This is a genomic window from Caldovatus aquaticus (assembly GCF_019458025.1).
In the GTDB taxonomy this organism is placed as follows: Bacteria; Pseudomonadota; Alphaproteobacteria; order Acetobacterales; family Acetobacteraceae; genus Caldovatus; species Caldovatus aquaticus.
Genome location: NZ_JAHZUY010000005.1, coordinates 112,019 through 124,501 on the forward strand (window position 1 = coordinate 112,019; position 12,483 = coordinate 124,501).

Genomic DNA, 12,483 nt, shown 5'->3' on the forward strand with positions numbered 1-12,483 from the left:
ATCGGCGTGCAGGACGGCGTGCATTACGCCGCGGGCTGCCAGGGCAGCGGCGTGGCGATGGCGACTTGGCTCGGGCACCAGGCGACGCCGAAGATCGCCGGCGCGGCGAACGAGCCCTTCGCGCTCGACGGCCTGCCCTTCCCGACCCGGCCCTTCCACCGGAGCGATCCGCGCTGGCTCCTGCCGCTGGTCGGGGGGTGGTACCGGCTGCGCGACGGGCTGGACCGCGCGGCGGCGTGATGCCCGCATCCGTGCGCACGCGCCCTTGCGCACCCGGCGCGGCGCGCGCCCCGTTCCGCCGGCGGGCCGGACGTGCGAAAGGCTCGCCGCAGAGGGAGGAGGACCGCCATGTTCCGCCGATTCGCGCTCACGGCCGCGCTGCTTGCCCCGGCCGCCACGTCCGCCCAGGCGCCCGGCGCCGCGCCGCCGCCCGCCGCGGCGCCGCCCGCCGCGGCGCCGCAGGCCCAGCAGCAGGCGGCGCCGCGCGGCAGCCTGGTGACGGAGCGCAGCATCGCCGCCGCGCTCGCCGCCGAGGCCGCGGCCGCCGCGGTGGAGGCCTGCGCCGGCCGCGGCTGGCGCGTCGCGGCGGCGGTGGTGGACCGCTCCGGCGTGCTGAAGGCACTGCTGCGCGGCGACGGCGCCGCGCCGCACACCGTGGACAGCGCGCGCGGCAAGGCCTACACGGCGGCGACCCTGCGCAACACCACCAGCGCGCTGCAGGAGACGGTGCGCACCAATCCCGGCGCGTCGCAGCTTCCCGCCATCCCCGGCCTGCTGATCCTGGGCGGCGGCATCCCGATCCGGGTCGGCGAGGAGGTGGTCGGCGCGATCGGCGTCGGTGGCGCGCCGGGAGGGAATTTCGACGACCAGTGCGCGGAAGCCGGCATCGCCCGCATCCGCGACCGGCTGCCGTGAGTGCGACGCGGCACCCGCGCGCCGCGGCGCCCCGGGCGCGGCGTGAGGGGCCGCCTCCGGCCGATCGCGGCCGCGGGCCGCGCGGCGGCGCGATTCGCCGGGCCGGTCGCGCGAGGGCGCGGGATGCCGCCATGACGCGGATCGGCGCCGCTTGAGGCCGTCCGTCCCTCCGCCCTCCGCCGGCGCGCTCGATGCGACCGCGGTCGGGCTTCTGGTCCTGCTCTGCGCGCTGTGGGGCGTCGCGCAAGTGGCGGTGAAGGCGGGCAATGCGGGCATCGCGCCGGTGCTGCACTGCGCGCTGCGCTCGCTCGGCGCGGCGGCGCTGGTGCTGCTGTGGTGCCGGTTGCGCGGCATCCGGCTCGGCATGCGCGACGGCTCGCTCGCGCCGGGGCTGCTCGCCGGCCTGCTGTTCGCCGGCGAGTTCCTGCTGATCTTCGCCGGCATGGACCGCACCACCGCGGCGCGCGGCGTGGTGTTCGTCTATTTCGCGCCCTTCGTCGTCGCGCTCGGCGCGCACCGGTTCACGCCGGGGGACCGGCTGACCGGCGCGAAGCTCGCCGGCCTCGCCGCCGCCTTCCTCGGCCTCGCCCTCGCCTTCGCCGACAGCCTGCGCCTGCCCTCGGCGCGCGAGCTGGAGGGCGACCTGATGTGCCTCGCCGCGGCGGTGCTCTGGGGCGCGACGACGGTGGTGATCAAGGCGTCGCGGCTTGCGCGCGTGCCGGCGGCCAAGACGCTGCTGTACCAGCTCGGCGTCTCGGCGGCGGTGCTGCCGCCGGCCTCGCTGCTGCTCGGCGAGAGCTGGACGATCCGCTGGGAGCCGCCGGTGGTCGCCGCCCTCGCCTACCAGGTGCTGATCGTCGCCTCGGCAAGCTACGTCGCCTGGTTCTGGCTGATCGCGCGCTACCCGGCCTCGCGCCTTGCCGCCTTCACCTTCCTCACGCCCGTCTTCGGCGTCGCCGCCGGCGCGCTGCTGCTGGGCGAGCCGGTGACGCCGGCGCTCGCCGCCGCGGTGGCGCTGATCGGCTTCGGCATCTGGCTCGTCAACCGGCCGGAGCCGGCGCGCCCGCCCGCGGATTGAGCCGCAGGCGCCTGGCCGGATTGCCGGTAGCGACGGCGGCGAAGCGCGCCAGCACGTCCTCGGGCCAGGGCGCGACGCGGCGGGCGCCGAGATCCACGCAGAGGTAGAGCACCTCGTTCTCCGCCACCTCCCATCCCTCCTCGGCGTGGCGCATGCGGTGGCGCAGCAGCAGCCGCTTGGCGTCGAAGGCGAGCACCTCCGAGTCGCAGGCGAGCGGCGCGCCGAGCGTCACCTCCCGGAGGTAGGCCTGCCAGGATTCGGCGGCGAAGGTGCCGAGGCCGCGCGCGCGGAACCCGGGGCCGAGCCCGAGGCGCGGCCACAGGGCGTCGGTCGCCATGTCGAAGACGACCAGGTAGTAGGCGAGGTTCATGTGCCCGTAGTGGTCCACCCATTCCGGACGGACGCGGGCGAGCGGTTCGGTCGGCATGACGCGCTTCCTACCCGCAGGCAGGGCGGGCGGACCAGCCCGGGGCGGCGCCGTCCGCGGCCTCCGCCCGCCGCGCGCCGCCGCCGGGGAAATCGCCCGCGAGGCCGGCGCGTGCCGCCGGGACCCAGGGGAGCCGCCCCCGCGCCTGCGCCGCAGCCGCGGCCGGGAGCGGAAGCGCCGCGCGCCGTGCCGCCGCGCCGGCGGGCGGCGGCCGCATCAGTGGATGTCGTCCATCCGGGCGAAGGCCTCGCGCAGCGCGGCGACGGTGAGCCGGCCCGAGCGGCACAGGTCGAGGATCACCTTCTCCCGCCGCGCGCCGAGCTCGATCGCGGCGGGCAGCAGCTTCACCGCCTCGTGCGGGATCACCACCGCGCCGTGGCGGTCGGCGTGCACCACGTCGTTGTGCGCGCAGGGCATGCCGTGGACGTTCACCGGGCTGCCGAAGTCCACCACATGCACGTAGGCGTGCGAGGGGCCGACCATCCCGGCGAGCATCTGGAAGCCGGGCGCCACCATGTCGAGGTCGCGGATCGAGCCCGAGGTGACCACGCCCAGCGCGCCGAGCGCCTTGTGCACGGCGCTGTTCACCTCGCCCCAGAAGGCGCCGGTGCCGGGAACCTGGTCGAGGTCCTCGATCACCACCACGGTCGGCAGCGGGCTGTCGGCGACGTATTCGTACCAGCCGAGGCGGGCGGCGCGGTCCTCCTCCCGGCTGCGGCCGGAGGGGCGGGCGGCGCGTATGGTGCCGGTGCGGGCGAGGCCGCAGATCGGCGGCAGCGACGGGTCGGCGCAGACGAAGGGGCGGACGGTGAAGCCGTGGCCGCGGCGCGCGGGAGCGACGATCTCGAGCGCATTGCAGATCGTCGGCGTGTCCCACTGGCGCAGCGCCTCGAGATCGGTGGCGGTGAACGGCAGATCGGTCATGACGGGGTCCCTCCGCCCGCACCATCGGCGGCGGCGGGCGCGTCGTCAAATGCGCGACCGGCCGGCGCGCCTCGGCGGCGACGCCGTGCCACCAGGGGACGCGGGCAGGATCGCGGCGAGGATGGCCCACGCGCAAGGCGTCCCGGCGACAGCAGCGACGGTACCGCCGGGCGTCCGTTGCGGCTCCGCCTGGCCGGGCCCCGCCGCGGACCGTCCGCGTACCGTCCGGATGGCCCTGTGCGGCATCGCGCCGCCCGGCCAGGCGCAGCGCTGCGTGCGCGCCGACGCCGGCGGGACGGCGGGAGGCGGCGCGGCCCGGCCGGTTGCCGGGGAGCAGGGCCGTGCGGCGGCCCGGCAGCGCCCCGCGCCCCCGCGCGCGTGCTCGCGATGGGCCGCTCGCGCGCGGTCCGCTCAACGCCGCCTGCGCGATATCCGGCGCCGTCGCCGTGGACCGCTTGTGCGCGCGGTCCGCTCCGGCGGAGAGCGGCCGTGCCGCCGCCATCGCGCCGGACGCGACGCGGGCCCCTCGCACCGCCCGTTCCGCCCGCGGGGCGCGGTCTCAGGCCGCGGCGGGGCGCCGCAGCGCGCGCCAGACCTTCTCCGGCGTCAGCGGCATGTCGAGATGCGCCACGCCGAGCGCGTCGCACACCGCCGAGACGATCGCCGGCGGCGCGCCGCACGCCCCGCCCTCGCCTGCGCCCTTCACGCCGAGGTCGTTGGAGGGGCAGGGCACGACGTTGAGGTCGAGGCGGAAGGAGGGCGCGTCGGACGCGCGCGGCAGGGCGTAGTCCTGGAAGGTGGCGGTGAGGAACTGGCCGCTTTCCGGGTCGTAGCGCGCGTGCTCGAGCATCGCCTGGCCGATGCCGGCCACGATGCCGCCGTGGCACTGCCCATGCACGAGCATCGGATTGATCGGCACGCCGACATCGTCCACCGCGGCATAGTTCACCAGCGCCACCTCCCCGGTCTCTGGGTCCACCTCCACCTCGGCGACATGGCAGCCGTTGGGGAAGTTGCACTCCGTGTCGCGTCGGTAGAGGAGCTTCTCGTCCAGGCCCGGCGTCTCCCCGGGCGGCAGGCGCGCGGGGTCGTGCGCGGCGGCGATCACCTGGTCCCAGGTAACGGCGAGATCGGTGCCGGCGACGCGGAAGACGCCGTCCTCGAACTGCAGGTCCTCGGTGCCGGCCTCGAGCAGGTGCGCGGCGATGCGGCGCGCCTTCTCCAGCACCCGCTCGGCCGCGCGCGCCACCGCCACCCCGCCCATCTGCGAGGAGCGCGAGCCGCCGGTGCCGCCCCCCTGCTCCACCACCTCGGTGTCGCCCTGGATCAGGTCGATGCGGTCGAAGGGGATGCCGAGCCTGTCCGCGAGCACCTGGGCGAAGGCCGTCTCGTGCCCCTGGCCGTGGCTGAAGGTGCCGACGACGACGCGCGCGCGGCCCTCCTCGGTCAGCGTCACCCGCGCCCATTCCTGCGGCTGGCCGCCGGAGGCCTCGATGAAGTAGCCGAGGCCGATGCCGCGCAGCCGGCCGCGCGCGCGCGCCGCGGCGCGGCGGGCGGGGAAGCCCTGCCAGTCGGCGAGCCGCAGCGCCATCTCCTGCGTCTCCGCGAAGCGGCCGCTGTCGATCACGTTGCCGACGCAGTTGGCGTAGGGGATCTGCTCCGGCCGGATGAAGTTGCGCCGGCGGATCTCGTCGCGGCCGATGCCGAAGGCGGCAGCGCCCAGGTCGAGCAGGCGCTCGACGACGTACACGGTCTCCGGCCGGCCGGCACCACGGTAGGCGTCGGTCGGCGCGGTGTTGGTGAAGACGCAGCGCACCTGCACGTTGACCGGCTGGATGTCGTACACCGTGCCGTTGATGCGCCCGCCCGCCAGCGTCGGGATGCGCGGGCCGAAGTCGAGCAGGTAGGCGCCCATCGCCGCGACGGTGCGCACCTTCAGGCCGATCGCCCTGGCGTCCGCATCGAAGGCCATCTCGGCGTGGGTAACGTGGTCGCGGCCGTGCGGGTCGCAGAGGAAGGTCTCGGCGCGGTCGGCGCGCCACTTCACCGGCCGGCCGAGCCGCCGCGCCGCCCACAGCACCAGCGCGCTCTCCGGGAACAGCTTGCCGCGCAGACCGAAGCCGCCGCCGACATCGGGCGAGATCACGCGCAGCCTGTCCTTCGGCACCTTGAAGACGTGCTGCGCCAGGCCGTCGCGCACCCGGATCACCCCTTGGGTGGGCGAGCGGAGGATGTAGCGCACGCCGTCCCACTCGCCGATCGCGACGCGCGGCTCCATCGGGTTGCCGACCAGGCGGTTGTTGACGAGGTCCACCGTGACGACCTTGTGGGCGCGGGCGAAGGCCTCCTCGGTCTCCCGCTCGCGCCCGCTCGACCAGTGGACGCAGAGGTTGGAGCCGCGCTCCGGCCAGATCACCGGCGCATCCGGCGCGTCGGCGGCGGCGGTGTCGGTGACGGAGGGCAGGATCTCGTACTCGACCTCGATCAGCTCGGCCGCCTCGATCGCCTGCGCGCGCGTCTCGGCGACGACGAGGGCGACGGGGTCGCCGACATAGCGCACGCGCTCGCTCTGCAGGATCGGGCGCGGCGGGCACCACAGCGGCTTGCCGTCCACGCCGGGCACCTCGACCAGGACCGGCAAGAGGCCGAGACCGTCCTCGGCCACCTCCCGGCCGGTGAGCACGGCGATCACGCCGGGGGCGGCCTGCGCCGCGCGGGTGTCGATCGCGACGATGCGCGCATGGGCGTGCGGCGAGCGGAGGATCGCGGCGTGCGCCTGGCCGGGGCGGTTGATGTCGTCGGTGTAGGTGCCGCGGCCGGTGAGGAAGCGGACATCCTCCTTCCGGCGCACGGGCTGTCCGATGCCGAACTTCTCCATGGGTCTCCCCCGAAGATGCGGCGCCAAGGAAGCGGGGCGGCGGCGATCTGTCGAGTGGGCCGCCGGGCCCGCCCCGCGCCACCGCGTCGCCCCGGGCGCCGCACGCCCGGCGTGAGCGCGAGTCGCGCATCGCCGCCGCCGCCTTCCCCGCACGCCGGCGGGCGGAGCACGGGCGCATTGACGCGCCGCCGCCCGCCCCCCAGCCTGGGCGCGCGGATCAGGGGGCCAGGACCATGCGCGCCTACGAAGGCCAATTCTCCGACAACCGACCGATCAGGCGCTCGCGCGAGGAGAAGCGGCGGCAGCTCGCCGAGCTGCGGCAGACGCTCGCGGGGATGAAGCCGCACGTCTCGCCCGCGCTGCGGGCCTCGATCGCGGCGAAGATCGCGGCCCTGGAGGCGGAGCTGGGCGAACGCCGGGGCTGACCGGCGGCGCGCCGCCGGCCGCGGCCCATGCTGTCCAAGGAACGGATCGCCGACGGCGGAAGACAGCCGGGCACGCGGCTCCGCCCGGCCGGTGACGCGCCGGCGCCGCCATCGCGCCCGGCCGAGCGGCGACAACACTACGGGCGGCAGGGCAGGCGGCGCTGTTCGAGGAATGCGATCCGCGCCGGGAGGTCGTATGGCCGGCAGAGCAACAGAGCGGCGAGGCCGAGGCCCACCCGCCGGCCGTCCGGCAGGGCAGCGCCCGGCTCGTCGCTGTCGATCTCCAGATCCACGGCCGCGAGTCCGGGCGGCGCCTCCAGCGTCAGCGTGAACCGCAGGCCCGCTGGCGCGAGCAGCCGCCGCTCCGGCCCGCCGGGACCGAGGCGCACCCGCACCGTCAGGTCCTCCGGCGGCGCCACGCAGTCGAGCTGCAGGCGCATCGGCGCCGCGGTCGGTGCCTCGAGAGGAAGGCGCAGCTGCGCCCGCCCCGGCCTGGTCCACACCCCCCAGGGCTCGAGCGGATGCCAGCCGAGGCCGACGCGCGCCATGTCCGCGAGCGCCATGTCGACGCTCGGCATCGTCTCCCCGGCCAGGCGCAGCGCCAGCACGCGGCCCGGACGCAACGCCACCTGCCGTGCCCGCGCCTCCGCGAGCGCCGCCGCCTCCTCCTTCGCCGGCACGGCGCGCAGCGCCGCGAGAATCTGATCCTTCACCGCCCGCCAGTCGCGCAGCCGCACGCGCCGCGCAAGACGCGCCTCCGCCGCCTGCCGCGCCGCCGCATCGAACAGCAGGACCTCGAGCTTCGACACCAGATCGTCGAGATCGCCGGGCGCGAAGTACACCGCTCCCTCCCCGCCCGCCTCCGGCAGCGAGGAATGGCGCGGCACCAGCGGCACGCGGCCGAAGGCGAGGCTCTCCGTAACCGGGAGCCCCCAGCCCTCGTAATGGCTGTTGTAGAGGGTGAACAGGCAGCGCCGGTAGAGCGCCGCGAGCGTGCTGTCCGGCACGCCGTGCACGATGGACACGCGGTGCGCGAGCTCCTGCGCCTCGGCCAGCAGCGCGAGGGCCGGCTCCGCCAGCCAGCCCGGCTTGCCGACGCAAAGCAGGCGCGGCACCGCCGCGGTGCCGTGCCGGGCGATCAGCCTCCGCCAGGCGCGGAAGGCCAGCAGGTGGTCCTTGCGCGATTCGATGGTGCCTACGAACAGCACGAAGGGCTCGCCGGGCGCCGGCAGCCGCGGGTCCGCGTCCGCCCCGGCCGCGCCGCTCGCCTCGGCGCCGAGCGCCGGCCGGGGGTCGGCGTCAAGCGGAACGACCGTCGCCGGCAGCTCCGCCGCCGGGAGCAACGCCGCGAGCTCGCGCCGCACATCCACGAGGGTGCAGCGCGAATTGCAGAGCAGCGCGTCGGCATGCAGCGCGAGCGAGGCGAACCACTGGGCGAACTCGCGCACCAGCCCGGCGCTGCAGTGCTGCGGCACGATCAGGGGGATGCAGTCGTGCACGAAGGGCACATAGCGCAGGCCGAAGCGCGCCTTGGCATCGCGCACGCGCAGGAAGTAGTCGCGGATCCACCACGAGGTGCCGAGATTGCAGAGCACCGCCCCCGGCGCGAAGGCGAGGGCGGCCCCCTCGGCCAGCGCGCCGCGCAGCTCCGCGAGCGCCGCCTGCCAAGCGAAGTCGTGCGGGTCAGCGCCGCACTGGGAGAGCCGCCAGAGGCGCAGGAACAGCGCCGGCGCGACCGCCCGCCAGGCACCGTGCTGCTGGTCGAAGGCGGCGACCGCGACCGGCTCCCCGGCCGGCGCATCGAGCAGCGCATGAGCGATGACGTTGAGCTGGACGCGCTGGATCCCGGTCGGGGCCCGGTTGTCGGCGAAATAGGCGAACAGGTCGGAAGCGTCGAAGACGAAGCGGGCGTCCGCCGCGCCCTCGCGCCCTGCAGCGGCCTCGGGCGCGACGGCGGGAGGCGGCGCGCCCGCCGCGGTGCGGGCCGCACGGGCGCGGGCCAGGGCGGCGGCGGCGGGCCCGCGCTCGCCCAGCGCGTCGAGCGCCTCGGCCAGGCGCTCCTCCGCCTCCGCGGCCCCGGGCGTTCCCGCCGCGAGCGCCGCCGCCTCCTCGCACGCGCGCAGGGCGGCGGCGAGGTCGCCCGCGGCGGCCAGGCAGGCGCCGAGCGCAAGGCGCGCGCGCCAGTCCTCCGGACGCTCCGCCAGCGCCGCGCGCCACGCCGCGATCGCCGCGCTGCGCATCCCGGACGCCGCGAGCGCCGCCGCGAGGCCGGCGGCGTCGGGCAAGGCGGAGTGCTGCGGCGCCGCGCCGTCCATCGCGCCAGGCCGCGGCTCACTGCGGCCAGTTCACGCCGACGCGGGCATAGGCCTCGCGCAGCCTGGCACGGTACCGCTCCGCGCTGAACCGCGCCGCCTGGGCGGGCCCCTCCACGGACAGGCGGCCGCGCAGGTCGGAATCGGCATCGAGCGCGCGGATGGCTTGCGCCATCTCGCGCACGTCGTAGGGGTCCGCCTGCAGCGCGGCGTCGCCCACGACCTCGGGCATCGAGGCGGTGTTGGAGGTCATCACCGGCGTCCCGAGGGTCATCGCCTCCAGCGCCGGCAGGCCGAAGCCCTCGTAGAGCGAGGGGAAGAGCACCGCCTTGGCGCCGCGGATCAGGCTGACCAGCAGCGGGAAGGAGGCGTAGTCCACCAGCATCACCGTATGGCGCGTCATGGTGCGGTCGCCGCGGGTGAGCAGGTAGCGGATGTGCTCGTTGTCGGCGATGATGCGCAGCTCCTCCTCCGACTTCCACGCCCGCTTGCCGACGATGACCAGCGGGTCCGCGGCGCCGGAGGCGAGGTAGGCCTCGATCAGCCGCCCGACGTTCTTCTTTGGCTCGATCGCGCCGAAGAAGAGGAAGTAGCGCCGGAATTCCAGCCCGAAGGTCCCGGCCACCTCGGTGCGCACCTCGTCGAGCGGCTTGGCCGCGTATTTCGCCGGGATCTCCACGCTCTGGTAGGTGTTGGTGACCTTGTCCTCCGGCACGCCGAGCAGGTTGACGATGTCGCGCCGCGAGCACTCGGAGACGGTGATGATGTGGTCGGCGCGGCGCGCGATCTGGCGCACCAGGCGGAAGTAGAGGCGCTTGTTGTCGAGCGTGGTGTAGGGCAGCCGGAGCGGCACCAGGTCGTGCATCGTGTACACGTTGCGCGCGCCGGGCACCCTCAGCGCCAGCGGGTAGGTCCAGTGCATCACCTGGGGCGCCGAGCGGAAGTGCACGCGCATCCGCGTGCGGTAGGTCCGGAAGTGCAGATGCGAGGTCGCGAACAGGTTCTGCACGTTCCAGAGATGGTCGAAATGCGGCAGGCGGCTCTGGAACTGGGTGCTGATCACCCTCCCCGTGATCGGCACCCGGGTGGCGATCTCGCCGAAGGGCGAGCTGACGACGCGCCGGAGGGTGTGCAGGGCGCGCACGAGCTTCGAGGGGCTGCCGACCAGCGGGTCGAAGAAGGCGATCTCCCGGATCAGCGAGTTCAGCGCGAGGGTGGAGCTGCGCGTGCCGTAGAGCACCCCGACCTCCGCCCCGAGGTCGCGCAGCGCGAAGGACAGGTTGCGGGCGTAGGTCGCCACCCCCGTCCCCTGTTCCAGGGCGAGATTGTATCCGTCAATGAAGATGCGCGGACGGCGGTTCCGGTCGCGGCTGCTGGAGGAGAACACCGGTTCGGGCCCGTTCCTTCCGTGCCGGCGCGGGCGGGCGAGAGTCGTGTTGCGCCAGGGTACTGGTCTCAACCTGTCGTTTATGCCGCCTGGCGTCAAGCGCGGCTGGGCGCGCCCCCCTTCCTTCCGCTCCCTTGAACGCGCCCGGGCGGTCTCCTACCTCCGGTGGCGTGGCCGGCCGGGCCCGGACGCCGGGCCACGGCCGTCGTGCCCGCAGGCGATCCTCACCAGACCGTCTCACGGTCATGACGACGCGACCGACCACGCTCTTCCGTTCCAGGCCGCCGGTGCGCGGCCGGATGTCCCTCCGCCCCGCTCCCCCGCTCCTCGCCGATGCGCTCTCGCTGCTCGCCCGCAGCGCGGCGATCGGGCTCGGCGTGCTGGCGCTGCTGGGCGGGCTCGGCCTCGCGGGGATGGCGCCGCGCTGAGGCGGCACGGCGGCCGGCGGGGCAGCGCGGCCACGGCGCCGGGTTGAAGCGGCGCCGGGGCGGGGCTAGAGCACGCGCGCCCCGTCCGGAAGCCCGCCATGACCGATGTCGTTCCCGTCCGCCGCGCCCTGCTCTCCGTCTCCGACAAGACGGGGCTCGTCGAGTTCGGGCGCTTCCTCGCCGCGCGCGGGGTCGAGATCCTGTCCACCGGCGGCACCGCCCGCGCGCTGCGCGAGGCGGGCGTGCCGGTGAAGGACGTCTCCGAGCACACCGGCTTCCCGGAGATCCTCGACGGCCGGGTCAAGACGCTGGTGCCGCAGGTGCATGGCGGCCTGCTCGGCCGGCGCGACCTCCCCGAGCACCGCGCGCAGATGGCGGCGCACGGCATCGCGCCGATCGACCTCGTCGCGGTCAACCTCTACCCGTTCGAGGCGACGGTCGCGCGCGGCGCCGCCTTCGCGGACTGCATCGAGAACATCGACATCGGCGGCCCGGCGATGATCAGGAGCGCCGCCAAGAACCACGCCCACGTCGCGGTGCTGACCGAGCCCGCGCAGTTCGACCTGGTGCGCGCCGAGATCGAGGCCCGGGGCGGCACCACGCTCGCGCTGCGCCGCCGCCTCGCCGCCGCGGCCTATGCGCGCACCGCGGCCTACGACGCGGCGATCGCCGCCTGGTTCGCGCGGCAGGAGGGCGAGGAGTTCCCGCAGCGCCTCGTCCTCGCCGGCACGCGGCGCCAGACGCTGCGCTACGGCGAGAACCCGCACCAGCGCGCCGCCTTCTACGCCGACGGCACGGACCGCCCCGGCGTGGCGACGGCGGTGCAGGTGCAGGGCAAGGAGCTCTCCTACAACAACCTCAACGACACCGACGCGGCCTTCGAATGCGTCGCCGAGTTCGATCGCCCGGCGATCGTCATCGTCAAGCACGCCAATCCCTGCGGCGTGGCGGTCGCGGACGACCTCGCCGCCGCCTGGGATCTGGCGCTGCGCTGCGATCCCGTCTCCGCCTTCGGCGGCATCGTCGCCGCCAACCGGCCGCTCGACGCGCGGGCGGCGGAGAAGATCAGCGCCATCTTCACCGAGGTGGTCGTCGCCCCCGACGCCGACGCGGCGGCGCGAGCGGTGTTCGCGCGCAGGAAGAACCTGCGCCTGCTGCTGACCGGCGGCCTGCCCGACCCGGCCGCGCCGGGCACGATCCTCCGCAGCGTCGCCGGCGGCTTCCTCGCCCAGTCGCGCGACGCCGGGCGCGTGACGGAGGCCGACCTCAAGGTGGTGACGAAGCGCGCGCCCACCGCCGCCGAGCTCGCCGACCTGCTGTTCGCCTTCCGCGTCTGCAAGCACGTCAAGTCCAACGCCATCGTCTATGCCAAGGGCGGCGCGACCGTCGGCATCGGCGCGGGGCAGATGAGCCGCGTGGATGCTGCGCGCATCGCCGCCTGGAAGGCCGAGGAGGCGGCGAAGGCCGCCGGCCTCGCGGAGCCGCTGACGACGGGCTCGGTGGTCGCCTCCGACGCCTTCTTCCCCTTCCCCGACGGGCTGCTCGCCGCGGCCGCGGCGGGTGCCACGGCGGTGATCCAGCCGGGGGGCTCGATCCGCGACGCCGAGGTGATCGCGGCGGCGGACGCGGCGGGGCTGGCGATGGTCTTTACGAATATGCGACACTTTCGGCACTAAAACGTCCGGCGGCCGATTCGCGACGGCCCCGGA

General features: G+C 75.4%; 11 protein-coding genes. 6 read left to right on the forward strand and 5 right to left on the reverse strand.

Annotated elements, in window-relative coordinates; all coding sequences use genetic code 11:
* Window positions 1-18: 18 nt before the first annotated feature.
* From K1J50_RS18945 to K1J50_RS04050, 3 genes are all read left to right on the forward strand, one after another.
* Window positions 19-240, forward strand: coding sequence for a hypothetical protein (locus K1J50_RS18945; protein ID WP_255574898.1), 222 nt, complete (start codon window positions 19-21; stop codon window positions 238-240).
* A 108-nt stretch (window positions 241-348) separates the two neighbouring features.
* On the forward strand, window positions 349-915 hold the full coding sequence (locus tag K1J50_RS04045; protein WP_220116150.1) for a GlcG/HbpS family heme-binding protein: 567 nt from the start codon (window positions 349-351) through the stop codon (window positions 913-915).
* A 151-nt stretch (window positions 916-1,066) separates the two neighbouring features.
* Complete coding sequence (locus tag K1J50_RS04050) at window positions 1,067-1,993, forward strand: DMT family transporter (protein WP_220116151.1); 927 nt, start codon at window positions 1,067-1,069, stop codon at window positions 1,991-1,993.
* Here the strand turns inward: K1J50_RS04050 and K1J50_RS04055 are convergent.
* From K1J50_RS04055 to K1J50_RS04065, 3 genes are all read right to left on the reverse strand, one after another.
* A complete protein-coding gene (locus K1J50_RS04055; protein ID WP_220116152.1) occupies window positions 1,956-2,420 on the reverse strand; it encodes an acyl-CoA thioesterase in 465 nt (154 codons plus the stop codon). The genes K1J50_RS04050 and K1J50_RS04055 overlap by 38 nt on opposite strands.
* A 216-nt stretch (window positions 2,421-2,636) precedes the next feature.
* Complete coding sequence (locus K1J50_RS04060) at window positions 2,637-3,344, reverse strand: RraA family protein (protein ID WP_220116153.1); 708 nt, start codon at window positions 3,342-3,344, stop codon at window positions 2,637-2,639.
* Window positions 3,345-3,903: 559 nt separating this feature from the next.
* Window positions 3,904-6,222: a xanthine dehydrogenase family protein molybdopterin-binding subunit gene (locus K1J50_RS04065; RefSeq protein WP_220116154.1), complete on the reverse strand. Its 2,319-nt coding sequence runs from the start codon at window positions 6,220-6,222 to the stop codon at window positions 3,904-3,906.
* 233 nt (window positions 6,223-6,455) lie between these two features.
* Here K1J50_RS04065 and K1J50_RS04070 point away from each other — a divergent pair, with 233 nt between their 5' ends.
* Window positions 6,456-6,647, forward strand: coding sequence for a hypothetical protein (locus K1J50_RS04070; RefSeq protein ID WP_220116155.1), 192 nt, complete (start codon window positions 6,456-6,458; stop codon window positions 6,645-6,647).
* A gap of 137 nt (window positions 6,648-6,784) precedes the next feature.
* Here K1J50_RS04070 and K1J50_RS04075 read toward each other — a convergent pair whose 3' ends face one another.
* Both K1J50_RS04075 and K1J50_RS04080 read right to left on the reverse strand, forming a co-directional pair.
* Complete coding sequence (locus K1J50_RS04075) at window positions 6,785-8,932, reverse strand: glycosyltransferase (protein WP_220116156.1); 2,148 nt, start codon at window positions 8,930-8,932, stop codon at window positions 6,785-6,787.
* Window positions 8,933-8,978: 46 nt separating this feature from the next.
* Window positions 8,979-10,346 carry a glycosyltransferase family 4 protein gene (locus K1J50_RS04080; RefSeq protein WP_220116157.1) on the reverse strand — a complete coding sequence of 456 codons (1,368 nt, stop codon included), beginning with the start codon at window positions 10,344-10,346 and terminating at the stop codon, window positions 8,979-8,981.
* Between the two features lie 299 nt (window positions 10,347-10,645).
* Here K1J50_RS04080 and K1J50_RS18950 point away from each other — a divergent pair, with 299 nt between their 5' ends.
* Window positions 10,646-10,774, forward strand: a complete 129-nt coding sequence (locus tag K1J50_RS18950; RefSeq protein WP_255574899.1) for a hypothetical protein — start codon at window positions 10,646-10,648, stop codon at window positions 10,772-10,774.
* Between the two features lie 98 nt (window positions 10,775-10,872).
* The gene (gene purH, locus K1J50_RS04085; RefSeq protein ID WP_220116158.1) at window positions 10,873-12,450 is read left to right on the forward strand and encodes a bifunctional phosphoribosylaminoimidazolecarboxamide formyltransferase/IMP cyclohydrolase; all 1,578 of its coding nucleotides are present in this window, start codon (window positions 10,873-10,875) and stop codon (window positions 12,448-12,450) included.
* The last annotated feature ends 33 nt before the right edge of the window (window positions 12,451-12,483 follow it).